The organism is Arcobacter rhizosphaerae (assembly GCF_049472155.1).
Taxonomy (GTDB): Bacteria; Campylobacterota; Campylobacteria; order Campylobacterales; family Arcobacteraceae; genus Arcobacter_B.
In genome coordinates, this window is record NZ_JBMOVW010000002.1 from 255,156 (window position 1) to 280,179 (window position 25,024).

Sequence of the window (25,024 nt, forward strand, 5' to 3'; positions counted from 1 at the left end):
CTAAAATTTTATAAAATTTTTGATTAATTGTCAAGTACTTTGAGTTAAAATGACTAAGAGTTTGAAAAAACTCTTATTTATGTCTATTTATGTACTTTAATAGTAGCTCTTCAAGAGAGTTTTTTAAGTTATTATCTAAAGTTTCAAGTGTATTTTCACATTTTAAAGCTAATTCATCTGCTGCATTTATAGCACCTTTTAGTCCTAATAAATTAACAAATGAATTCTTAGCTTCATCATTTTGAGTTGTTTTTCCTGCTTCTTCTTCGGTACAAGTTTCATCTATAATATCATCTTGAATTTGAAAAAGCAATCCCAAATCAATTCCAAAATTATAAAGTTTATCTTGAGTTTCTAAATCATACTCACTTATAATAGCACCCATTTTTAAAGCACACGCTATCAATTTTGCAGTTTTATGAATATGTAAAAATTCTAATTGCTTAAGTTCTAATTTTTGGTTTTCAAAATAACAGTCAATTGCTTGACCTATTATCATTCCATTTATTCCACCATCACTACTTAAAGTTTTTATCAATTCAATTTTTACATCATTATGTAAAGGGGCATTTGAAACTTGTCTAAAGGCCTCAGTATTTAAAGCATCTCCAACTAAAACAGCAGTTACTTCATCATACTTTTTATGAAGTGTTTGAAAACCTCTTCTTAAATCTGCATTATCCATTGATGGTAAATCATCATGTACAAGGGAATAAGTATGAAGCATTTCTAAACCTAAAGCTACAGGCATAGAATTTGAGATAAGTAAGCTTTTATTTGATTTTACAACTGAAAGTAAAAGCATTGGTCTAAATCTTTTACCACCTGCTTGAAGCATATCACCTAAAGCTTTTTCAAAATGGGGATGAAATGTATTCGATGTTGGAAGATTACTTTGTAAGTAATCTTCAAATTTATTTAAAAGTTCTTTCATATTTACTTTTGGCCAAATGGATTCATACCACCCATCATATTCATAGCCATCATTTTTTTATTTTCATCAGACTGTTTAATTACATCATTCATTGCTGAAATGAGTAGAATTTGTAAAGAGTCTTTATCTTCTAGTAGCGAATCATCGATTTGTAAATCAATTACTTCTGAGTTTCCATTTATAGAAATTTCTACCATTCCTCCACCTGCTTTTGAAGTAAATACCTTATTTGCATTTTCTTCTTTTGCATTGTCAGCCATGTCTTGAACTTGCTTCATCATCGAATTTAAATCAAGATTTTTTAAGTCAATTCCATCAAACATGATCAGATCCTACTAGTTCATTTGTTATCATATCAATATTATTTTTTTCATCCACAATTACAACTGTTGGTTTATAGTTTTCTAATTCTGCTTCATTATATGAAGCATAAGCAATAACTATAATTTTATCACCAATTTCAACTTTTCTTGCAGCTGCACCATTTAAACACATATCTTTGCTTCCAGCCTTACCTTTTATTACGTAAGTTTGAAATCTTTCACCATTATTAATATTTACAATATCAACTTTTTGACCAACTCTTAAATGAGAAGCTTGCATAAGTTCTTCATCTATTGTAATTGATCCAACATAGTTTAAATTCGCATCTGTAACAGTTGCTCTATGAATTTTACTATATAGCATATCAAATGTCATATATTTAATTCCTCTTTTTAACTTCCTAAATTAACTGGTTCACCCCAGTACTGTTTTGGTATTAAATACTCTTCAACAGGGCTTCCACCAACTATATGTTCTTCAATTATTCTATCTATTTTTTCCTTAGATAACTGACAGTACATATAATGTCCTGGCTCTACTAACATAACAGGTCCCATCTGACATCTACCTAAACATGATGTTCTAACAACCTGTACAGGTCCCATCAATCCTTTTTGCATCATACTTTGTGCTGTATGATTAAATAAATCTCTAGTATTTTCATTTACACATGAAGGTTTTGGCATCCCAGGAGGTGATGCTTGTTCACACTTAAATATATAAAATGTAGGTTGTGGAATTGATGGCATAGACATTATTTTTCCTTTTTGTTCGCATTTTACAATAATTCAGCGAATTTTAACACTTTTTTTTTAAATTTTAATAAAAAATTGATTTTAATTTTTTTTTAAACCAAACATAATATACTAATTTCCTACAAAATAAAATTATAAGGGATAATTATGAAAAGAATTTTATTTATTCTTTGTTCATTCGTGTTACTTTTAGAAGCAGCAAATCCAATTGCTGTATTTAAAACAAATAAAGGTTCTTTTGAGGTAGAACTAAGACCAGATCTTGCACCAAAAGCAGTTGAAAACTTTGTAACTCATGCAAAAAATGGTTATTATAATGGTTTAATTTTTCATAGAGTTATAAAAAACTTTATGATTCAAGGTGGAGATCCAACAGGAACAGGAAGAGGTGGAGAATCTATTTGGGGTAAACCTTTTGAAGATGAATTTTCATCTAAAGCATTATTTGATAAAGCAGGTATTTTAGCAATGGCTAATGCAGGTAGAAATACAAATGGAAGTCAATTCTTTATTACAACTGTTCCTACTTACTGGCTAAATGGAAGACATACTATTTTTGGTTATGTAAAAAATGGTTTTGATATTGTTAAAAAAATAGAAAGTGTACCAACTGTAAAAGGAAACAAACCTTTAGTAGATCAAAAAATAGAATCAATTACTATTAAATAGAAGCTAACTTAGCTTCTATTTAAAAACTTTTTTCATAAACTCTTTATCTCCATAAGCAATTATTTGTTTTTCTAAATTTTCAATTCTTAGCATTTCTGTTTGAGCTTTTTGTTTCCAATATTCAAGTTTCTCAATTAAAGCATCATCAGTTTCAATAGCTTCATATTTTTGAGTAATATCAGTAAGTTTTTCTTCTAAGTCATCAATTTCTAATTGATAATCCATTTTTAATTGTTGGAATTGCTTTTCATACTTATCAATTAGTTCATCACATTTTTTATTTAATTTTTTAACTTTATATTCTAATTGAGAATTTTCATTCATAATTTTAAGCATACTAGTATGTTCACTAGCTTGTTTTTTATATCCAGCAAGCTCAGTTCTTAGATGTTTATTATGTAAACTATATTTTTCAAGTGAATAAATATATTTTTCAATATCTTTTTTAGATTTATCTAATTCTCTTTTTAAAATACTTAATTCTTTTTTCAAATTATTGATAATCATATTTTGTTCAGCAGAACCTTCTTTACTTCTAATAAAGATTTCACTTTTATCTTTCATCAATGATAATTGTATATTTCTTTTTTTATCTAATTCTTCTGTAATATCTCTTTGAATAGAAATTGCACCTGTGATTTCTGATAAATCATTTTTAACAGGAATTATATAACAATCAGTAGTAAAAGTTTTATGTTCTTTTGTAAGGTTTTTTAATACTCCATGCCAAGCATTACCATTTAAAACTTGATTATAAATATTAGTATAAATCTCATTAGAAACATCAGGATGCTTTAAAATTTTAAAGTCTTGTCCTAATAATTCGGTATTATCATAAGAAGTTGTTTGACAAAATAAATCATTTACATAAGATATTTTCATATACTCATCACATTTAACAACTATACTACTTGCATCGATTACTCTTTTGTATTCTTCTAATTCTTTATTTTGTTTATGAATTAATGATTCTTGATATAAAATATTTGCTAATTCATTCATTTGATTTAATAAATATCTTACATCTATTGGCTTTACTAGATATTCATATACTTTAAGTTTAATAGCTTTTGCTAATAAATCATTATCTGAATATGCAGTTGTTATAAATACAGGAATTTTTTTAGAATCTTCTCTTATTCTTTTTAACATATCTATACCATTTAAACTTGGCATATTAATATCTGTTAAAACTACATCAATTTCATTTTTATAATCGAAGTATATTTCTAAACCCTCTTGCCCATCTTTGGCAACAAAAACTTTTTGAAAAAAATCTGATAATAACTCTTGTAATTCATTTCTTACAAGAGTATCATCTTCTACATATAATATTTTTAATTTTTTTAAAAGTTTTTTATCCATAAGTTTTTTATTTAATTTCCATACTTGAAATCAAATTTATAAAATTTATAAAATCAAAAGGTTTTCCAAGATAATGATCTACTCCAAGTTTTTCAGCTTCTTGAATATATTCAGACTCAGAGTGAGCTGACATTACAATAATTGAAGTAGTAAGTTTTCTTTTTTCTTTTAATATTCTAATTAATTCAAGACCATCCATTTGAGGCATATTAATATCAGTAGCGATAATATTAATATCTGGATTATTATCTATTACTTCTAAAGCTTCGACTCCATTTTCAGCTGTTAAATACTCAACATCTAAACTATCTAGGGCATCAGTAATAATATCTAATAAATCAACTTCATCCTCAACAAATAGAATTTTTAATTCTCTTAGTCTTTCTATCATATCTGTCATAATTAGTCTTTTAACTCTTCTTTTGCCACTACTTTTTCAATATCCATTATTACAAGCATTTCATTATTATCTAGTCTTACATAACCCTTTAAATATTTTGCAGGAATTGCAGAACCCATTTCTGAAACAGGTGCTAAAGTACTAGTATCTAATCTTTGAACATCATCAACTAAATCAACAACAATACCGATCATTCTACTATCTTCTGTTATTACAGCGATAACAGAAGTATTTTCATCATAAACAGGCTCTTCGCTTGTATTAAATTTAATTCTTACATCTAAAATAGGAACAACTTCACCTCTTAAATTAATAAGTCCTTTTACCCATCCAGAAGTATTTGGTAAAACAGTAATGTTTTCAGGATAAGTTAAAATCTCCCTAATTTTAGGTAGTTCTATTGCATATTTCATTGCGCCAAGTTCAAATGTCATAAATTCACTTGTATTGGCATAATCAATAACTTCTACATTTTCTTGTTCTTTAGTTTCCATAAGGTTTCCTTTAAAAGCTATATTATTAGTTAATTATAAATTATATGTAATGCAATAAATACAAAGATTACATGTTATACTATAAGTTATGCTTATTTTATCTTTTCTAAACTTAAATAATTATTGTTTTTGTATATCATCAATTGTACATGTAGCAATATATTTGGGTGTTTGAAGAGATATTTTATCTGATTTTTTCAGTTCCTCAAGAGAAATCACTTTGTTATTTTTTGTTATTTGAACAAAACCTTTTTTATCTTTATTATTTGGATGATTTTGCTCATAACTATTTTTTAACATATTTACTTGGTTTTGCATTTTTGAGATTGTTTGTTCAAAAGTATTTGAAAAACTTGTCTTTAAAAAGCTCAAATTATTATTTGCTACTACAATTTTTTGAGATACATCTGCTTGAAACGAAGATTTTAAAAGTTTGATTTGAGACTCAATAAAACTAAATTTTGAAGCAAGAGAGTTCTGTTCAAATAAGCTTTTTAGATTTGTAAGATTTTGTTGCTTAATTTCAAGAACTCTTTTTGTTTTATTTATATATTCATTTGCCAAACTATCTAAATATATTCTATGTTCATTTATATCAGGAAGTGCTATTTCGATAGCATTTGATGGAGTTGCAGCTCTCATATCTGCTACAAAATCAGAAATAAGATAATCAATTTCATGCCCTACAGCTGAAATAGTAGGTGTAGTAGCTTCATAAATTGCATTTGCTACAATTTCTTCATTAAAAGCCCATAAATCTTCAATACTTCCTCCACCACGACCTACAATCATAATATCACAGTTTAAAGTATCTGCATATTTTATGCTCTGAGCAATATCATAAGCCGAACCCTCACCTTGAACTAAAGTAGGTATTAAAATAAACTCTACTAAAGGCCATCTATGATGAGCTACTTTTTTCATATCTTCTATTGCAGCCCCTGTAGGTGAAGTAACTAAAGCTATTTTTTTAGGATATTTTGGAAGTTGTTTTTTGATTTCAGGATTAAAATAACCCTTTTGCTCTAACTTATTTTTTAATTGTTCAAAAGCTAAAGCTAAAGCACCTTGTCCTGATGGTTCAATTTTGCTACATAAAAGCTGATAGTTACCCCTTGGGGCATAAACAGTAATATTTCCTGTAATAACTATCTTTTGACCAACTTCAAGTTGAAATTTTAAATATTTTGCATTACCTCTAAACATTACACATGAAATAGTAGAAGTACTATCTTTTACAGAAAAATAAATGTGTCCTGAATTGTGATAAGTTAAATTTGAAACTTCTCCTTCAACATACACTTTAATAAAAGTAGTTTCAAGAAGAGATTTTATTTGTGCATTTAGTGAGCTTACACTTAAAGGAGAATTCATATATATCCTTATTGCAAGAAACTATAGTTTTCTTGCAATGATTAATGTAGAAATATTCATAGAAAAAGATTTAACATGAACAGGTTCTAATCCTGCTTGTTTTAACTCTTTACATAAATTATCTTTTGTTAAAAACTCATCAATAGAGTCTGGTAAATAAGTATAAGCTTCTTTATTTCTTGAAATTAACCCACCTAAAGTTGGTAAAATCTTATTTATATAAAAGTCTGTTAAATAATCAAGTGGGTTTGTTTTTTCATTTTTTGTAAACTCTGAAATTACAACTAATCCATCTTTTTTTAAAGCTCTAGCAAATTCATCAAAAGCTTCTTGTCTTTGAACTACATTTCTAATTCCGTAAGAAATAGAAATAATATCAACACTTTCATTTTCAAGTGGCATATCTGTAGCAAAAGCTTCAATAAATTCAACATCAGGAAGTTTCTTTTTCCCTACTTCCATCATACCAACACTTGGATCTATACCAACAATATTTTTTAAAGCAATATTATTTTCTTTTGCAATTTTTTTCCAAAACATAATCATATCACCTGTACCACAAGCAACATCAACTATCTTTTCAATCTCTTTTTTGTTGTATAGTTCAAATGTTTTATTACAAGCTTTATTTCTCCATGATTTATCAATACCCATTGATAAAACTCTATTCGCTACATCATAAGTTCCAGCAATGTCATTAAACATTGATACAATTTTTTCTTGTTTACCCATAATTTATTAAATCCTATTCATATTTTTAAAAAATAAATTTACCAACTAAAAGACCTAAAATAAATCCAATATTTACAGCCAATGCCAAATATAAAAGCGAAATTTTTTTATCTGCTTTTGGTAACATATTTAAAACATCTTCTTGTTTTTGAAGTGTTTTATGAAAGTAATCATTTGACTGTTCAAAGTTTTTAGATGTTTTTTCTAAATTTTTAGTTGCCTTTCTTAAAGAAAGTTCTGAAAATTCCATTCGTTCAACAAGCTCTTTTGCTTGTTTAAAACTCATATCACTCATTTCTTGATATCAATCCACTGATCTAAATCACAAAAAATTCTATTTAATACATTGATTACATAATCTTTTGCTTCTGTTTGAATTCTTCTAAAAAAAAGATATTTTCTTGCACTTTCAATATCACCCATCTCTTTTGCTTGGATAGCTTTTGCTCCAAAATCAGTGTTATTATAAGCCATTTCCCAAACTGTAGAACCCAAGTATCTACTCATTGTAATTACTTTATCATTCTGAACAGGGAAATATTTTGGATCTTTTACAAAATCACAAATAACTGAGTTTGAGTCTAAATATTTATGACCAAAAAAGTTTATATATTGTTCTTGATAATAATCTTCATCCATAGAAATAGCTCTATTTAAAGCAAATATCAGATTTTCTTCAGGATTTTTTTCAATTTTTTTGATTTTTTTCATGGTTGCTATTGCATTTTTCCCATCAAGCTCACCATCACCTAAAGGAATAATCCATTTTACATTTCCGAATGAACCTACTTTTTTAATCTCATCAAGTACTAATGTAGAAGTTTTATTTCCACCTACATCAACTATAACTTCATGATTATCATCCATTAAAATCAGCTCATCTAATTCAGTTATTCTATTAGTTCCAAGCATTCTTTTATTTACAATTTCTGTTCTTGTAAAAGACCTACTATCATTATTCTCATCATCAACTTCTATATAAGTAATCTTTTTACCATGTTTTTTATATAAATATGGAGCAATTACTTGCATTGCTACTGTAGATTTACCTACACCACCTTTTGTTTGTGGAATTATAATCATCAATTAACCCTTTGGATTGCGTTTCATAAACTCGACAATTTTGCCATGAAACCTTGCATAAAGTTTATTTAAACTAATTTCATAGCCATAAAGTTTGGCTATTTTATCGTAATTTTCATTAATTCCATATACTATCCATGTCTGTATATCGTAATATGACTCAAACTCATATCCAAATCTTTTTAATAATCTATTAGTATAAGAATCAACAACCATATATTCTTGATGGCAAGAATAACATAAAATTGCATCAGCAGTTTCTGGACCTATTCCTTTTTGATTAAGTAACCAATCTCTTGTTACATTTTCTTTGAAACTATTAAAAGAGCCAAATTCATCAAGTATATTTTTTGCTAAAAGTATAAGCCTTTTTGATTTTTGATTTTTAAAACCACTTGGAGTTATTGCTTCTACTAATAAACTAAGTTCAACTTCACTTATTTTTTCTAAACTTAGTAAATCAAGGTTTCGTAAATTTTCAAGTGATTTTTCTACATTTTGCCATTTAGTATTTTGAGTAAGTATTGAACCTAGTAATATTTCAAAATCATTATTATTAGGCCACCAATACTCTAAATTATGTGGAATTAAATCTTGATTTTTTAGATAAACTAATAAATCATAAGAGTTATTAATCTCAGTCAAGCATTGCCTTTGTGATTATATGTTCTTTTTTATCACATAGTTTTTTTATTTTGAAAGAATCTACTGCCTTCCCATCTTCTATATCAACTATCATCATCTGTAAAATAGTTTTACAAGAATTTGGTACTTCAAAATGTCCCCCAAGACCAGTTGTTGCTTTTTGTATTGGAACATAAGAGTCCATTCCAATAACATTATCTCTACAACCTGTAAGTCCTATATCTGTCAAATAAGCAGTGTTTTCATATATCTGCAAATCATCTGTTCCTACATGAGTATGTGTTCCACAAATAGCACTTACTTGGTTTTTAAACATCATAAGCATAACTCTTTTTTCACTTGTAGCTTCTCCATGAAAGTCAATAAAAATATTTTTTACACCTTCGTCATGAAGCTTTAAGACTACTTTTTTTGCCCAGTTAAAAGGATTTTCAACAGTTGGCATTGAAAACTGCCCCATCAAGTTTACTACTGCTATTTTTTCAAGTCCTTTTGAAGTTTCAACTTCGCAAATTTTTATACCACTTCCAGGAACACCCTCAGGATAATTGTCAGGTCTTAGTACTGCTTTTGTTTCAAGAAGAATAAACATCTCTTTTTTCTTATCAAAAGAGTGATTTCCTCCTGTTATTACATCAATTCCTGCTTTAAACAATTCATCACAGTTTTTGATAGTTAAACCAAAACCATGACTTGCATTTTCTGCATTAGCTACAACAAAATCAATATTATATTCTTCTTTTATTTTTACTAAATTCTCTTTTATTATTCTTCTTCCAGGTCTTCCTACTATATCACCTATAAATGCTAATCTCAAAACTTTCCTTGTAGACTTTTAATTGGCAAATTGTATCAAGTAAAAGTTTTAGTTTAGCTTTTTATCATTTACTGTTATCATTCCCTTATCAATTTTTACATCAAATAAAACATCACTATTTTGTGTTTTAGAATAAGCATTTACAAGCATTGCTACAGATGGATTTATTTTTTTCATAAAATTAATAAAATCATCTTTAGGTAATAATAAAACTACATTTCCATCAACATTTGCTAAAATATCTTTTTTGTCTAAAGTTTGGAAAGAAAGTTTATTTTTATTTAAAATTAAATTCACATCTAAATCTAACTTTTTAAACAAAAACATATTATTTTTGAAATTATTTACATCAAGTTTTGCATTTAACGTTGCTCCCGAATTTAAAACATCATTAATAGATTTAATAAAATTATCAATCACATAAGACATCTTTTGTGCTCTTTCATCTTTTGTTAAAGTAGTATCTAAACTTATTAATTCTACATCAAGATATGCACTATTTAAGGCTTTAACATTTTCATAATTCATATCACCTACTTCAATATCAAGTGCTAAATTATCTAAAGTTGCTTTTTTATATTTTGAACCTATTAAAATCTCATTTGTTTTGATATTTAACTGTGATTTATATAAAGCATTTTCTACTTCACCTTTAGTCTTTAAAGATAAATCACTTAAATCTAAATTTGACTTTTTTGCTGTAAAAATCAAATGTTCAAGTTTTAAATCTGAACTATTAATATATTCATTTAAGTATGTAATATCATGATTAAATGAGCTTATTTCTAAGAGATAATCATTTATTCTATTTGATGCTTCTACTAAGAATTTATCAAGGTTTATATGAGCTTTTAATAAATCATCTGTAGACTTATTTTCAATAAAGTAAGATAATACTTTTACTCTGCCGCTTGAACTTTTATCAATAGATTGTTCATCTATATCTTTAAGTGTTAACTTTTTGAATTTTGCCTTATTACTTAAAACAACATCAAAGGCTAAAGCTTTTCTATGTAAAAAGGATAAAATTCCTTGATTTTTTTCTTTATTCTCTCTAAGTTTATTCATAATTTCATCTGAAAATTTATCAAGATATATATTCACATTAATATCACTGTTATAATTTATATTTGAATTATTAATATTTCCTTTAAAAACAATTCCTTTTATAAATTCATCTAATTCTTTACTCTCTTCGTTAAAAAGAGATTTAATTAATTTTTCATAAGAAGGATATTTCTCAATTAAACTTTCTTTTAAAAAGTTTTTAAACTTTTTTTCATTTTTGATTGTTAAACTAAATTCTCTATTTGTTTCTAAATAACCTTCTTGAGTTAAAACCTCAACGTTTATTCCCTTATCTTTTAAAAGAAGTGTTTGTTTATTAACTTCTTCATTAATAATATTTTGAACTCCTAATGGTGCTAAAGCTAATAATATTAATACTATTGCTAATAATGCAATTTTTTTCATCTTAATCCTTATCTTTTTTTAATTTTACTTCAAAAACTGCACCACTATGTTCATTAAATGCTACAATTTCACCTTTTTGCTGTTCTACAATCTTTTTAGCAATATTTAATCCTACTCCCATTCCACTATGCTCTTTTGATGAAATAAAAGGTTGAAAAATTTTATCAATTATATCATTGTTTATTCCACCTGCATTATCTATAAACTGAATAGCAACACAATCTTTTTCTTCAAAAACTTTTATTCGTAATAATCTATTTTCATAATTTTGAATTTTTACTAATTCATCTAGGGCATTATTTAAAATAATAATCCATACTTGCTCCATTCTTTGCTTTTGAACATTACAATTAAATACATATTTATTTTTATCAATACTTCCTAAAGAAAACTCTTCATCATTTAATAAAATAGGACATATTTGTTTAGATCTATTATATGCCATCGTTAATGCAGTTATTAAAGTGGAATAAATATTTACACTCTCTTTCTTTTCATTTGAACTTTGGGAAATTTCTCTCATAGACTCAACAATATTTGCTATTCTATCAATACCATCATTTATTTTTATACTATCTTCTAGCATTCTATTTTTTATTTCACTAGATGGTAAATCCTCTATATCATAACCCATCATTTCAAAGTTTCCTTTTATATATGTCAAAGGTGTATTTATTTCATGAGTTATTCCAGCAGCTAAGGCTCCTATTGAACTTAATTTTGCGTTTTTTATTTGTTCTTCTTGATGTATTTTATCTTTTTGTCTACTTTTTTCTACTTCTTCACTAATTCTATCTTCTAAATTTTGATTTAATTCTTGAAGTTTTCTTTTATCTTCTAATGAATTCATAACTAAAATAATATGTCTTCTATCATAAAGTAAACTCAATGATAATTCTAAATGAATCTCTTCCCCATTTTTATTTATAAAGATTTTTTCTATATTTTTTATTGAACCAATTTGTAATGTCTCATCAAATAGTTTTTCTAAGAAAACTTTAGAATCTTTATGTATAAAATCAAAAAAGTTCATTGATAAGATTTCGTGATGGTCATATAAAAATAAATCTGAAACACTTCTATTTACTTTTTTAAACTTTCCATTTAAATCAACTAAGGCTATAGCACTATTAACATTTTCAAAAATAGTATTGTATTGATTTACTTGTGTATTTAAATCATCATATAGTTTTTGTATAGTCTTTTTGTCTGTTATATTATTTCTAATAATAGTAAAGCCAATAAGCTTATTTTTAATATCAAAATTTGGTTCAATAAAAGATTCAGACCAAAAATAAGTTCCATCTTTTTTTAAACATTTAAGTTCAAAATTATAAGAGTTACCTTTTTTTATATAATCTAAAACTTCTTGATATTTTTTGTCATCTAATTCTTGATCTACTAATATTCTATGAGGATGACCTATTAATTCACCTTTTGAAAAACCAGATACTTCACAAAAGGCATTACTTACATCTGAGATTACTCCATTTTTATCAAGTCTTATTGACATAATATGATTGTCAATTGTTTTTAAACTATCACTTAACTCTAAATAACTTTTTTTTACACTTAAATCTAAATCTTTATTTTCTTCTATTATTTTTCTATTTAGTTTTGAAATAGGCTCACTTAAAAGTATTGTCAAAACAATAGCAATTAATAATCCTATATATAAAATTGATTCAAAATGTTCTTCAAATCTTTTTGAATTCTCTTGAGGAAATAATTTTTTTAATTTTACTATAAATATCAAGTACTTATCATTTGAGATATAAAATCTTTTAGATAAATATTTATCAAAAATTAAATCATTTTTTGAAAGTATATTTTGTGCTTGATTATCAAAAAGTTTTTCTAAAGTATAATTTGGGGTAAAGTATGAAGACCAATTATATTTACTATTTTCATGAACTAAAAAATCTCCTTTTTCATCAACAATATAAGAATAAGTAAATGATTTTCTCTGTTGTTCATCAAAAACTTCCATTATTTCAAATTCTAACATTAAAAAATAGTTTTTTGTTCTTAAAACAATATTTTGTAAAGGAACTAAAGGAAAATATAATTCATTGTTTTGCTTTTTTAAATATATATTTGAATGATAAAAAGAGCTTTCTTTTTTTGTAATAATATTTCTAAAAAGCTCTTCTCTTTTTATATTATATAAACTTGAAGCTTCTTTTATTAAAGAGTTTTTATCAAAAATATATTTTAACTTTTCATTTCCTTTTAAATCAATAAGAGTAAAACTATGAATAATTTTTTGACTTACTTTATAGTGCTCTAGTAATTGTTTTATTAAAGTATCATCTTTTTCATTTTCATAATTATTAAGAGCTTGACTTTTACTAATTTTAATAAGTACATTTTCAAGCTTTTTTTGTTTATTATTAAATGTTTCTTGATGTATATCTAAACTTTTAAAAATAGTATTTATATTTCTATTTTTTATATCTTCTTCATAAAACTTTTTGAATGTATATAAAGAAAAAGTAAGTAAAATACTTGCGAATAAAATAAAAGTTAAGAAAAGTTTACTATAAAAATTCAATTTCATTTTTTACCTTTCTTTTTTTCTTCTATCTTCTGATACTAATTTTATATAAAAAACTAAACCATTATTATTTTTTTCAAACCATACACTTGCACCAGATTTTTCAATCAATAGTTTTGTTATATAAATATTAATGTCCTCTTGTGAAAAGTTTTTAATATACTCTTCATTAAATATTTTCTTTATCACTCTATTTTCAACAGATATGTTATCACAATATTTAATTATAATTTCATTGTTATCTTCTATAACAGAGATATCAATAGTAGGGTTTTTTATTTTATGTACTTCAACTTTATTCAAAGAATATTTTAAAAGGTTAATAAATATATGTTTAAATTCATTATGAATCCCATAGCAAAGAAGGTTTTCTTTTGAGCTTAAAGATACAGTAGTATTTAATCTACTAATATCCTCTTTTAAACTTGAAACTGCTTCTTCAATTACATTATTAATATCATATTTATCACCATAACTATTTTTTGGGAAAAAAGACTTAAATTCATTTAAACTTATAGATAAAGTTTTTAACTCTTTTTCAATGTTTTCACTTAAGATATAGATATCTTTTTTATTTATTTCTTTAGTTCTAATTTTTCCTTTTAAATTTGCTAAATTAATTGAAATATTAGATATTGGTGTTTTCCATTGATGGGCTACTGCATCTAAAACCTTACTCATTAAAGCAACTTTAGTATTATCTAATAAGTCTTTATCTTTCATTTTTATTTCATTTAGTTTATTAGACAAGTCCTCTTTTAATAAATTATTTATCTTTTTTAATTGTTTAGAATTTGTAGTGCTTACTCTAATAGATATATAACCTATTAATCTATTGTTACTATCATATTTTGAAACAATACTTCCTTTTACCCAATATGAGTTAGCAAACTTATCTAAGTTTTTAATTTCACCTTCCCAATAACCTTTCTCATGTAACTGTTTCCATAATGCTTCATAGAACTTAGGAGAAACATCTGGATGTCTTAGAATATTTATATTTCTATTTATAAGTTCTTCTTTTGAGTAGCCACAAATATTACAAAAAGCTTGTGATACATAAGTTATTATTCCTTTTGTATCGGTATGAACCATAACTACATATTTATCTATTGATAATAATAAATCTTCATATTTTTTAGATACACTATTCTTAAGTTTTTTCATTCTAAAATATTTATAAATAAGAAATAATATAAACAAATAAATAAAATGAACTAATATTAATATCCAAAAATAGTTATTTGAGATTTGATTATAAATGGTTTTTTCTTTATTTATAAAAGCAAATAAATAAACATCTGTATAACTATTTATATTCTTAATAGGAATAAAAAAAGCTGCATTTAAAACCTTTGACGAAGAATAAATAAAACTAAACTCTTCTTTATTCTTCATATCAAGTTCAATATTATGTTTATACGACTTTTTAATATCCTTAAGATTTTTTAAAGAATATCTTTTTAAAGTAAAATTATCAGAACTTATAAAATAGTTTTTATTTAAAAGAAACTTATTAAAATGTTCACTATTAAAACTCTTTTTTGATAAAAGAAAAAAAGTATTAAAATCTGAATGTTCAGAGATATCTTTTATTAAACTATTTAAAGAAAATTCTAATTTTAAAGAACCTATAAAATCTAATTCTTTATTAAAAATTGGTTTCGTAAAACTAATCACATTATTTTGTTTCAAAAGTTCATAAAAATCCAATTCTTTTTTTCTAAGAGAAAAAGGAATTAAATCAAGACTATTAGAGTCAATGTTTTTATTCATTTTAAAAAAAAGTTTATTTTCTTTAGTATAAAAAGACAACTGTTTTAAACCATGAGACTTCAAATAAAAAAAATCATTCTTTAAATATGAAAAAAGTTTTTTCTTATCTTTATTTATAAAAGCTGTATAGATATTTTCATCATGTAAGTTATTAAAAAAAATCAAATCTACTTTATTTTTTAATCTTTTAAAAGAGTGACTATAACTTTTTTTTAAATTTTGTTTTTCTTTAAGAAGAGCAGTGTTTAAACTCTCTTCTTCTTTATTTTTAACTATTATTACAGTAATAAATGAAAGTAATACAAAACATGAGAATAACCTAATTAATAGGCTTTTATCTATCATAAATTATGACTTTATTACTTCTAAAACTTTTTTTTCTAAAGCACCTAAAGAATCAAAAGGTTTCATTACATAATGTGTTGCTCCATGCTTATGAGATTTTAAAACCTTATCTAAAGTAGAATAGGCTGTCATCATAATAACTTTTTGGTTCTTATTTATCTCCATGATTTTTTCTAAAGCATCTAATCCATTCATTTGAGGCATCATAATATCAAGAAGTACAATATCATAAGAAGTGTTCTTTAAATTATCAATTGCTAAAACAGGGTTAGTTTGTGTTGTAACATCAAAATCTCCACTTCTGTTAAAATATCTACTTAACATAGAAAGAATTTCTCTTTCATCATCTACTATTAAAACTTTATATTTACTCATTATTGTCCTTTAATCAAAAAGCTTTTTAGCTGCATCTTTCATAGTTGATTGACTTTTTTCTTCTAAAATTTTATCAAGATAAACAAATACTTTTTCACTTGCATCTTCAACTAATTGTATTTTATCTTCAATTAACTGCTTAGAACACGATACAGAATTTCCAGAACACTCTTTAGCTAAAAGATTAGCTTCATCATGTACAACAGCATGATATTTTTCTAAATGTCTGTATGAAGGAACAAAACTAAATTCTTCTTTTCCTAAACCTGTGTCATACCATTTCCCTAGTCTACAATTATGATGATCAACAGCTTTAAAACTATGCTCCCCTCCAAAAATTAATTGATATAAATTGTTTTTATATATAACATGATCTAATTTTGCTAAATTAATAAAAATTGTATTTGATATATTTTCTACTTCATATACTGATCTATTTGCATTTCTTTGGAATGAATTCATTAAGTCACTTAAAGTATCTACTCTTTCTTTAGTTTCAACTACACCTTTTCCTACAACTTCTGAACTACTTTTTATTTTTGCTGTATCCGATTGAATTGAATCTACAACATCTTTTATTTGAGTTGCTGCATCAGCACTTCTACTTGCTAAGTTTCTTACTTCTTGTGCAACTACAGCAAAGCCTTTACCTGCTTCGCCTGCTGTTGCTGCTTCTACTGCTGCATTTAAAGATAAAATATTTGTTTGGAAAGCAATTTCTTGAATAAGTGTAATTACTTCTGCGATATCTTTACTTTTTGAAACTAATGAGTTTACAATATCATTTTCTTTTTGGATTTCTTCTTGTAGGTACTGTGTATCATCTACAATTTCTGTTGTAAGATTTAGTCCTTTTGTTGAACCAGTAGCTGTATCTTTTGATTCTTTCATCATTGCTTGTAAATCTTCAAGTAATGACATATATGTTTTTTGAGTTGAACTTAAAGAGTTAGTCATGTTTTTATTATGTCTTTCTAATAATCCACCTTCTTTATTATCATGAATAGATGTTTTTCTTAAAGAAGCTATTTTATAACCTTCAAATTCTTTAAGTAAAATACTAGCTTCACAATCATCCATAATCAAAGTTTCACTCTTACTTTTAACTGCTTCTAAAACAACAGAATAATCAGAAATATTTGCTTTTGCTATATTATTAACAAAAAATACTTCATCCAAAGGAGAGAAAACTACTAAACCTTCTTCCTGAGAAAGTAAAGCTGTTTCCTTAAAAAGTTCTAGTTGTTTTTTGCAGTTATTATAATCTTTTTCATAAGGATTATTATTTAATTGCACATTTAACTGCTCAATATCTTTATCTTTTTGAGCAAGTTGCTTCTTGAGTTCTTTTATTTGAGAGTGTAATGAAACTATTTCATTTTCTAATTTTTTATTACCAAAAAACATAAACTAACCTTATAAGTACTTATTTAAGGAAATATTATCTTATTTTTGATAAATGGTATATAAAAATAATTAAATCTTTTAATTATTTTTAATATTTTTAGCACATCTTATAGCCTCACTAAATGATATTTGGAAGTTAAAGCCTCCTAGTTCACCAGTTATATTTAAACACTCACCAATAAAATAAAGATTTTTTTGCTTTAAACTTTCAAAGTTATAATGATTTATTTCATCTGTGTTTATTCCCCCTTTTGTTACTTCTGCTTTTGTGTAGCCAAAGTTACCAGCAGGTGAAAATTCATAATATTTTAAAAGCTCTAACTTTTCTTTTTCTTCTTGACTTAATTCACTTATAGGTTTATCTTTTAAGTTTATTGAATTTAAAAATTCACTCGTAAATCTTTTAGCAAAAGGCAAAGCTGATGAAATTTTTTTATTACCTTTTAATAACTTTGATAAATCAGTTTTAGGTAAAAAATCAATTGCTAACTTTCCTTTCTTCCAATAAAGAGAACTTGTTAAAACTACAGGGCCTGAACATCCTTTATGTGCAAATAAAAAAGAACCTTCAAATTTTCTTCCATCTACATAACTATTTACATAAGTTGAAATTCCTGATAGATTTTTAAACCAAAATTGATCTTTTTGAACTGTAAAACCTACAAGTGCAGGCTCTAATTTTTCTATTGTATGTCCAAATTTCTTAGCTATATCAAAAGCAATAGAACTAGCTCCTAAACTTGCATAAGATAAACCACCACTTGCTACTACAAGTTTTTTTGCTTCAATTATTTTATGATTTGTTTTGATTTTAAAAACTTCGTTCTCATAAGAAATATCTAAAACTTTTGTATTTAAATATTTTTTGATATGAGATGTTAGCTTTGTAAACATATCTATAACATCTTGTGAAGATTTACAAAAATATGTTCCTTTTACAATTTTTGGATTAAGTGTAGGGAAAACTGCATTTTTATTTAAAAACTCTAAAGTTTCATCTTTTGAAAAGTCCTTTAATAGACTCTTTACAAGACTTCTATCACCTAAATAGTTTTTTTCACTTACAAGCTCATTTGTAATATTACATTTAGCCCCACCTGAAACTTTTATTTTTGCACCAATTTTTGCGTTTGCTTCAATCATACAAACATTTTTAAATACTCTTTTATTTAAATTTGAAGCAAACATCAAACCGCTTGCTCCTGCACCTATAATTGCTATATCGTAGATACTTCATCCTTTTTACATATAAATCTATTTATGCCATTTTCATGACTATATTCTAAAGTATAATGATTTGCTTTTAAAATATTAAAAATTATATAAAGACCTAAACCAAAAGAGTCTTTATTATTTACTTCTGAGCTAAAAAATGGTTCAAAGTATTTTTCTAAATCAAACTTTAAAGGCTCTCCCTCATTTTCAAAAATTAAATCCCAACCATCACTTTTTATAGTTACTTTCTCATTAGGTGAGTATTTTAAAGCATTATCAATTAGATTTTTAATAGCAATTGAAAAAAGTTTAAAATTAACTTCAATTTTTTTATTTTCATATTTTTTGATTACAGACTCATCTTCAACCATTAAAATATCTTTTGCATTATCAACTATATCATCAATAAAATAGACTTTTTTTTCTACATTTTTAGTTGAGGAAATAAGTTCTTCTATTGAGGCAAATTCATTTATTAAAGCTTCTAATCTTATAAAAACCTCTTTTAATTTTTCATCATTTTCATCATTTTTTTCAAGTTCAACTAAAAACTTTCCTTTTGTAATTGGTGTTTTTAATTCATGCATTATATTTCTGATAAATACATTTCTTGATTCTTTTACATCTTTTAATTTTTTAGCTGCATTTTTAAACTCAACAGCTAAAAGTGAAACTTCATCTTTTCCATCAAGGTTACAACACTCAAAATCAAAGTTTTCATCGCCTAAAGTTTTTACCTTATCTTTTAAGATTTTTAGTGGCATCAGTTTTCTAAGTGTGATTAAATACATCAAAATAATAGTTATAATAACTATCGCAAATACTAAAATTATATAAATATTTGAATTATGAGAACTTACTGTATTATCTTTTACAAGAATTGTTTCACCTTTTTTCTTCATATAAATATAATTAAAATCATTTAACTTTAAAACTCTAAAGATTGTTTTTCTTTTTTTAGATTCCCTATGAAGTAAAACTTTCGTTTCTGGATTATATGTAATAGCATTTATTTTGCCTTTATTTGTAAAAAGTTCATAATTATACTCTTTTAAGCCCTTTGCAAAATCCATATCTAAACCACCTCTATGATGCTTTAGCATTACTCTTTTTACTATTGGGATATATCTATCCATTAACTCTTTTTCTTGTGTTTTATAATTGTGTGTCATTAATAAAAAGAAACTTACAATCACTAAAACAATTGAAATTATAAAACTAACTGTTATTGTGAAAAATATTGATGATCTATTCATTGTGTAAATTTATACCCCATTCCTCTAATTGTTTGAAGATATTTAGGTTCTTTTGGATTATCTTCTATCTTTTGTCTAATTCTATTTATTATTACTGCTAGTGAACCTGAACTTTCATAGTCTTGATTTAATAAATCAGAATTTTCAAAAATTTCCTCTCTTGAAATTACGAAATTTTCTCTTTTTAGCATAAGAGATAAAACTTCATATTCTGCTGCTGTAAGTTTAACATAATTTTCATTTTTACTTATTTGTTTTTTTTCTTCATCTAAGATAAACTTTTTTTTCACTTTTAAGTCATTATCTTTAGTATGATTAAATCTTCTAAGAATTGTTTTTATTCGAACTTCAAGTTCTCTAGGGTCATAAGGTTTTGGTAAGTAATCATCTGCTCCAAGTTGTAAAGCTGTTACTTTATCAGTAATATCACTTCTAGCACTTGAGATTATTATGGGTATATCAAAGTTTTTTACAATCTCTTTACAAACATCTAAGCCATCCATTCCTGGTAAAGTTAAATCTAAGATAACTAAATCAAAAGTATTTAACTTCAAAGATGAAAGAGCCAGAAAAGGCTCTTCATAATTTGTAACTTCTATATTAAACTTTTTTAGGTATTGAGTTAAAACATCTGCAAGTTCTAAATCATCCTCTACCATTGCAATTTTTATCAAAATTCATACCTTTTTTTTGCATCTTTTGAGCTTTTAAATCTATTAAAGTTTTAAACTGTTCTTTTTGTGTGTCATCTAATACAGCATATATTTTTTCTATTTTTAAAGCTCTTGATTTTAGCATATTCTGTCTTTTTTCACTCATAATTTTAATATATTTTTCTTTATCAAAATTAGATTTAGTAAATGCATCACTTATTGTTTGCTTTTGTTTTTTTGAATCTTGCATAATTTTTTTAATTTGTGTTTTTTGAGAATCACTTAGATTTAACTTTTTTAATGTTGAAAAAATTGGGTTTCTCATTTTTTTATGGGAAATATGTTTTTTCATCATTTTGTGATTATTTTGCATATTACACTCACCTTTATTTCCATAAGCAAATGCACTTGTAGCTAAAGTTGTGCTTAAAACTAGTACTGATAAGATTTTTGTTTTTGTTGTCATTTTTTATCCTTTTTTTGTTCTGATAAAATTATGACATTGATATTTTAATACTATTTGAATATGAGTTTAATGTAAGTTTAACAAACATATAAAAAAGGTTTAAAGTAAAGACTTTAAAACCTCTTTTAACTGTTCAGGATTTGAAAAGTGATCAACTTTTTTTACAAAGTTACCATTTTTATCAAAAAAATAAATATATGAAGTATGTGCAACAGAATATCCCATTGAAGAGTTCTCTAATTCTACTTTTTTATAGTAAGTGCCATATCTTTGAACAATATCATCAATATTTTCTTTATTTGAAGTTGCACCTTTAAAAGTAGGATGAAAATATGTAGCATAAGAAGCTAAATCTTCAAGTTTATCTCTATTGGGATCAACTGAAATAAATAAACCTTCAAAATTTTGTTCAACTTTTTGCCTATCAAAACTATTTAAAGCATGAGCCAGTGAACTTAAAGAAGTAGGACAAACATCAGGACAAAAAGTATAACCAAAATAAATTGCTAAAACTTTTCCTTTATAATCATCTAAAGTTATTTTTCCATCTTTTGAATCTACTTCAAAAGAGTATTTATTTTTCTCTTTTACATCATTAATATACGGTTCTATTAAAACTATGATACCTACTGCTATTAATGCAGAAATTAAATATGATAATTTTTTCATGTTTTACCTTGTTGTTTGGAATTGAAACCTTGCTCCAACTCTTTGATTTATTTTTTCTAAACTTATATCAGCATTCCATTTCATATTTCCAACAGGACAAGTTGGAAGTGTACCTTTAGCCTCATATAAGCCATTTCCTAAGTTTTTAAATTTTAAGTCAAAATATCCCATAAACATATTTGTTGCGTAAATATTTAAAGAGATGTTTTCTAAATTCTTTTCACTACTTTTAAGTTTAAATGTAAGATTTTTCATCAAAGGTATCTCTTTTGGGAAAACTTCAAGAGTAAACTCTTTTCCATCTTCTAAAACTATAGTACAAGCAGATTTGTGTAAATCACAACTATTATCTTGAACTGTATATTTTACTTCACCTTTAAAATAATTATACACTTTGTTGAAATCTATTAAAAAATATCCTGCAACAATTGAAGCAATTACAAATATTTGAACTAATAAAGTTTTATTCATTTGTTATTTTCCACATTTTCCTGCGCCACAAGACATTTTTTCTTTATTATTCATTCCATGATTTTTCATCATCATTCCAGCCATTACTTTTTTAACAGGTGCAAAAACTTTTATATTTTGCCCATTTGAAAAACTTAAATCAATTTCTACTTGCATTTGTTCTTTTAAAGGTTTTGTCTTTAAATCAATTAACATAATATGAAAACCACCTGGTTTTAAAACAGTACTTGAGTTAGCTTTTATTTCAATTTTTGGAACTTGATACATTTTCATAATACCATCTTTCATATCATGAGTATGTAACTCTACAATATTTGAAGCACTTGAAGTTGCACTAATTAAAGATATACTTTTATCAGAACTATTCGTTATTTCCATAAAAGCTGCACTATTTGGAAGATTAGGTGGAGTTGCTCTTACATAAGCGTCTTTTACACTAAGTGCTGATGCAAAAATTGATGTTGAACTTAAAAATAGTAATGAGAATAATTTTCTTTTCATTGGAGTTTCCTTTTTCCATAATATATCATTTATGTGTTAATTATATATTAATTATAAACTCTTAACATACTCTTTACATAGAAATAGTATAAATTTAACAGTATTACACTATACTAGACATAAAAAAATTATATGGAAAAAAAATGCAGTTAACAAATATTACAACTAGAACAAATCTTTTAATAGCATTTATCTCTATATCTTTTACTTTTATTATTTCTGTTTATTTTCAATATAAAAGCTTTGAAGAAGAAATAAAACATGTAAAAGAAGATTTTATTGAACTAAAAAAAAGTGAAATAAAAACTGAAGTTTTAAGAGTTTATAAAAATATAGAAAAAAAAGAAAAAGAAATTAATAATAAAATAAAAGAAAACCTAAAAAAAAGAGTAGCTCTTGCTCATACCATAGCTAATTCGATATATGAAGATAATAAAAACATTAAAAGTGATGAAGAAATTAAATATTTAATTGTTACAGCTTTAAAGAATATTTCTTTTACAAATAAAAGATCTTACTTTTTTATAAATAAAAATGATGGGAAAGCAATACTTTTTAATACAAAATCAATGTTAAATAAAAATATAAATAATTGGAACTTAAAAGATAGAAAAGGTAAAGCCTTTATTCAAGAACAATCAAAAATAGCATTAACTAAAAAAGAAGGTTTTTTAAAAACTCACTTTGTTAAACCTGATTTAAAAGATAATATTCAATATCCAAAACTAAGTTATGTAAAATTATTTTCACCTTATAATTGGCATATTGGAACAGGTGAATATATAGATGATGTAGTCAAAGATATACAAGATACTATCTTAACTGATATTGCTAATATTAGATATGGGAAAGAAGGATATATTTTTGTAAATAGAATTGATAAAAAAGCTTTAATCTTTAATGGAGTAAAACTTGATAAACCCAAAGATTATACAAATACTAAATTATTTAATATTCAACTAGAAAGTATGAAAAAAGGTGATTTTTTTCAATATAATTTTAGAAAGCTAAATACAAAAAAAGAATTTCCTAAAATATCTTTTGTAAAACAATACCATAAATGGGGTTGGATTATTGGAACTGGTTTATATATAGATGAAGTTAATAGCCATATTGAGCTAAGACAAAAAGAAGTAAAAAATAGTATTATATTACAAATTATTAGTTTAGTATTAGTTTCTATTAGTCTATTTATATTAGTTTATTTTATCTCAAAAAATATGTCTGACAAAATAAAAAAGAATATAACAAACTTAATAGGTTCCTTTAAAATAGCATCAAAAAAAAGTAAAAAAATAAATACATCTCTACTAACTTATGATGAATTTGAAGACTTAGCAAATAGTTTAAATCAGACTCTAAAATCAAGAAATAAAGCTATTCTTAAACAAAAAAACTATTTAGATATCATAGATGAAAATGTTATAACCTCTTCTACAGATAAAGAAGGAATAATAACAAATGCTAGTAATGCTTTTTGTAATATTTCTAAATATTCAAAAAAAGAACTTATAGGTTCCTCACATAATATAATCCGTCATCCAGATGTTCCTAAAAAATTTTATGAACAAATGTGGGAAACTTTAAATAGTGGTAAAGTATGGAAAGGTGAAATAAAAAATCTAAGAAAAGATGGAAAAGAGTATTGGGTAGATGCAATAATCCAACCTATATATAAAAATAAAGAAATAGTTGGATATACAGCTATAAGACATGATATTACAGATAAAAAGAAAGTTGAATACTTATCAATAACAGATGAGTTAACAGGATTAAGAAATAGAAGATTCTTTAATGAAGTAATTAAAGATGAACTGTTAAGAGCTAAAAGAAATAAATCTTTTCTTACATTTATGATGTTAGATATTGATTACTTTAAAAAATATAATGATACTTATGGACACCAAAAAGGAGATGAAGCTTTAAAAGAAGTAGCAAAAGCTTTAAAAAGTCTATGTAAAAGAGGTGGAGATTATTCTTTTAGGTTAGGAGGAGAAGAATTTGGTGTTTTATTTATAAGTGAAAATACCCAAGGTTCAGAAACGTTTGCAAATAAATTTTTAAAAGAAGTTGAAGCCTTAAATATTGAGCATAAAGAAAGTTTAGTATCAAAAAATATCACTGTCTCAATTGGCTTAGTTACGAAACAAGCTAATACAGTTAAAAATGAAGATGAATTATATAAACTAGCTGATGATGCTTTATATGAAGCAAAAGAAAATGGAAGAAACCAAGTAGTAGTAAAAGTAGTATAAATATACGCTTTTA

The 25,024-nt window shown here is 25.1% G+C and carries 27 protein-coding genes; 2 read left to right on the forward strand and 25 right to left on the reverse strand.

Annotation, left to right across the window (positions count from 1 at the left end; all coding sequences use genetic code 11):
• Window positions 1–73: 73 nt before the first annotated feature.
• From ACH5BH_RS04330 to ACH5BH_RS04345, 4 genes are read right to left on the reverse strand one after another with little or no spacing between them, the layout of a single operon-like run.
• Window positions 74–934 carry a polyprenyl synthetase family protein gene (locus ACH5BH_RS04330; protein WP_423297571.1) on the reverse strand — a complete coding sequence of 287 codons (861 nt, stop codon included), beginning with the start codon at window positions 932–934 and terminating at the stop codon, window positions 74–76.
• A 2-nt stretch (window positions 935–936) separates the two neighbouring features.
• Entirely contained in the window at window positions 937–1,257 is a 321-nt protein-coding gene (locus tag ACH5BH_RS04335) for a YbaB/EbfC family nucleoid-associated protein (protein WP_423297572.1), read from the reverse strand.
• Window positions 1,250–1,633, reverse strand: a complete 384-nt coding sequence (gene panD, locus ACH5BH_RS04340; protein ID WP_404307385.1) for an aspartate 1-decarboxylase — start codon at window positions 1,631–1,633, stop codon at window positions 1,250–1,252. Before panD ends, ACH5BH_RS04335 begins: the two co-directional genes overlap by 8 nt.
• A 17-nt stretch (window positions 1,634–1,650) precedes the next feature.
• Window positions 1,651–2,013, reverse strand: coding sequence for a (2Fe-2S) ferredoxin domain-containing protein (locus ACH5BH_RS04345; protein ID WP_404307387.1), 363 nt, complete (start codon window positions 2,011–2,013; stop codon window positions 1,651–1,653).
• 147 nt (window positions 2,014–2,160) lie between these two features.
• Here ACH5BH_RS04345 and ACH5BH_RS04350 point away from each other — a divergent pair, with 147 nt between their 5' ends.
• A complete protein-coding gene (locus ACH5BH_RS04350) occupies window positions 2,161–2,682 on the forward strand; it encodes a peptidylprolyl isomerase (RefSeq protein ID WP_423297573.1) in 522 nt (173 codons plus the stop codon).
• A gap of 15 nt (window positions 2,683–2,697) precedes the next feature.
• On the opposite strand, the gene ACH5BH_RS04355 is transcribed toward ACH5BH_RS04350, so the two are convergent.
• The 21 genes from ACH5BH_RS04355 to ACH5BH_RS04455 form a co-directional block, all read right to left on the reverse strand.
• Window positions 2,698–4,047 (reverse strand): response regulator, encoded by a 1,350-nt coding sequence (locus ACH5BH_RS04355; RefSeq protein WP_423297574.1) that lies wholly within the window; start codon window positions 4,045–4,047, stop codon window positions 2,698–2,700.
• Window positions 4,048–4,054: 7 nt separating this feature from the next.
• A complete protein-coding gene (locus tag ACH5BH_RS04360) occupies window positions 4,055–4,447 on the reverse strand; it encodes a response regulator (RefSeq protein WP_423297575.1) in 393 nt (130 codons plus the stop codon).
• Window positions 4,448–4,449: 2 nt separating this feature from the next.
• Complete coding sequence (locus ACH5BH_RS04365; protein WP_404307395.1) at window positions 4,450–4,941, reverse strand: chemotaxis protein CheW; 492 nt, start codon at window positions 4,939–4,941, stop codon at window positions 4,450–4,452.
• A 120-nt stretch (window positions 4,942–5,061) separates the two neighbouring features.
• On the reverse strand, window positions 5,062–6,315 hold the full coding sequence (gene xseA, locus ACH5BH_RS04370; RefSeq protein ID WP_423297576.1) for an exodeoxyribonuclease VII large subunit: 1,254 nt from the start codon (window positions 6,313–6,315) through the stop codon (window positions 5,062–5,064).
• A 21-nt stretch (window positions 6,316–6,336) separates the two neighbouring features.
• Window positions 6,337–7,047 carry a bifunctional demethylmenaquinone methyltransferase/2-methoxy-6-polyprenyl-1,4-benzoquinol methylase UbiE gene (ubiE, locus tag ACH5BH_RS04375; protein WP_404307398.1) on the reverse strand — a complete coding sequence of 237 codons (711 nt, stop codon included), beginning with the start codon at window positions 7,045–7,047 and terminating at the stop codon, window positions 6,337–6,339.
• Window positions 7,048–7,072: 25 nt separating this feature from the next.
• Window positions 7,073–7,333: a hypothetical protein gene (locus ACH5BH_RS04380; protein WP_404307400.1), complete on the reverse strand. Its 261-nt coding sequence runs from the start codon at window positions 7,331–7,333 to the stop codon at window positions 7,073–7,075.
• A gap of 5 nt (window positions 7,334–7,338) precedes the next feature.
• Window positions 7,339–8,130, reverse strand: a complete 792-nt coding sequence (locus tag ACH5BH_RS04385; RefSeq protein WP_404307402.1) for a P-loop NTPase family protein — start codon at window positions 8,128–8,130, stop codon at window positions 7,339–7,341.
• Between the two features lie 3 nt (window positions 8,131–8,133).
• The gene (locus ACH5BH_RS04390; RefSeq protein WP_404307564.1) at window positions 8,134–8,766 is read right to left on the reverse strand and encodes a 3-methyladenine DNA glycosylase; all 633 of its coding nucleotides are present in this window, start codon (window positions 8,764–8,766) and stop codon (window positions 8,134–8,136) included.
• 1 nt (window position 8,767) lies between these two features.
• Entirely contained in the window at window positions 8,768–9,592 is an 825-nt protein-coding gene (locus ACH5BH_RS04395) for a TIGR00282 family metallophosphoesterase (protein ID WP_423297577.1), read from the reverse strand.
• A 48-nt stretch (window positions 9,593–9,640) separates the two neighbouring features.
• Window positions 9,641–11,065, reverse strand: coding sequence for a YdgA family protein (locus ACH5BH_RS04400; RefSeq protein ID WP_423297578.1), 1,425 nt, complete (start codon window positions 11,063–11,065; stop codon window positions 9,641–9,643).
• 1 nt (window position 11,066) lies between these two features.
• Entirely contained in the window at window positions 11,067–13,625 is a 2,559-nt protein-coding gene (locus ACH5BH_RS04405; protein WP_423297579.1) for a PAS domain S-box protein, read from the reverse strand.
• A gap of 3 nt (window positions 13,626–13,628) precedes the next feature.
• Window positions 13,629–15,743, reverse strand: a complete 2,115-nt coding sequence (locus ACH5BH_RS04410) for a PAS domain S-box protein (protein ID WP_423297580.1) — start codon at window positions 15,741–15,743, stop codon at window positions 13,629–13,631.
• A 3-nt stretch (window positions 15,744–15,746) separates the two neighbouring features.
• Entirely contained in the window at window positions 15,747–16,121 is a 375-nt protein-coding gene (locus tag ACH5BH_RS04415) for a response regulator (protein WP_404307566.1), read from the reverse strand.
• A 6-nt stretch (window positions 16,122–16,127) separates the two neighbouring features.
• Window positions 16,128–17,525, reverse strand: a complete 1,398-nt coding sequence (locus ACH5BH_RS04420) for a methyl-accepting chemotaxis protein (RefSeq protein ID WP_423297581.1) — start codon at window positions 17,523–17,525, stop codon at window positions 16,128–16,130.
• Between the two features lie 78 nt (window positions 17,526–17,603).
• A complete protein-coding gene (locus ACH5BH_RS04425; protein WP_423297582.1) occupies window positions 17,604–18,713 on the reverse strand; it encodes an aminoacetone oxidase family FAD-binding enzyme in 1,110 nt (369 codons plus the stop codon).
• A 29-nt stretch (window positions 18,714–18,742) separates the two neighbouring features.
• Window positions 18,743–19,996, reverse strand: coding sequence for an ArsS family sensor histidine kinase (locus ACH5BH_RS04430; RefSeq protein WP_423297583.1), 1,254 nt, complete (start codon window positions 19,994–19,996; stop codon window positions 18,743–18,745).
• A complete protein-coding gene (locus ACH5BH_RS04435; protein WP_404307416.1) occupies window positions 19,993–20,670 on the reverse strand; it encodes a response regulator transcription factor in 678 nt (225 codons plus the stop codon). Before ACH5BH_RS04435 ends, ACH5BH_RS04430 begins: the two co-directional genes overlap by 4 nt.
• A complete protein-coding gene (locus ACH5BH_RS04440) occupies window positions 20,642–21,115 on the reverse strand; it encodes a Spy/CpxP family protein refolding chaperone (protein WP_423297584.1) in 474 nt (157 codons plus the stop codon). Before ACH5BH_RS04440 ends, ACH5BH_RS04435 begins: the two co-directional genes overlap by 29 nt.
• Before the next feature lie 99 nt (window positions 21,116–21,214).
• Window positions 21,215–21,784, reverse strand: coding sequence for an SCO family protein (locus tag ACH5BH_RS04445; protein ID WP_404307420.1), 570 nt, complete (start codon window positions 21,782–21,784; stop codon window positions 21,215–21,217).
• Window positions 21,785–21,787: 3 nt separating this feature from the next.
• Entirely contained in the window at window positions 21,788–22,255 is a 468-nt protein-coding gene (locus ACH5BH_RS04450; RefSeq protein ID WP_404307422.1) for a hypothetical protein, read from the reverse strand.
• 3 nt (window positions 22,256–22,258) lie between these two features.
• Window positions 22,259–22,756: a copper chaperone PCu(A)C gene (locus ACH5BH_RS04455; protein WP_423297585.1), complete on the reverse strand. Its 498-nt coding sequence runs from the start codon at window positions 22,754–22,756 to the stop codon at window positions 22,259–22,261.
• Between the two features lie 143 nt (window positions 22,757–22,899).
• Between ACH5BH_RS04455 and ACH5BH_RS04460 the strand changes: the two genes are divergently transcribed.
• Window positions 22,900–25,011, forward strand: coding sequence for a cache domain-containing protein (locus tag ACH5BH_RS04460; RefSeq protein ID WP_423297586.1), 2,112 nt, complete (start codon window positions 22,900–22,902; stop codon window positions 25,009–25,011).
• The last annotated feature ends 13 nt before the right edge of the window (window positions 25,012–25,024 follow it).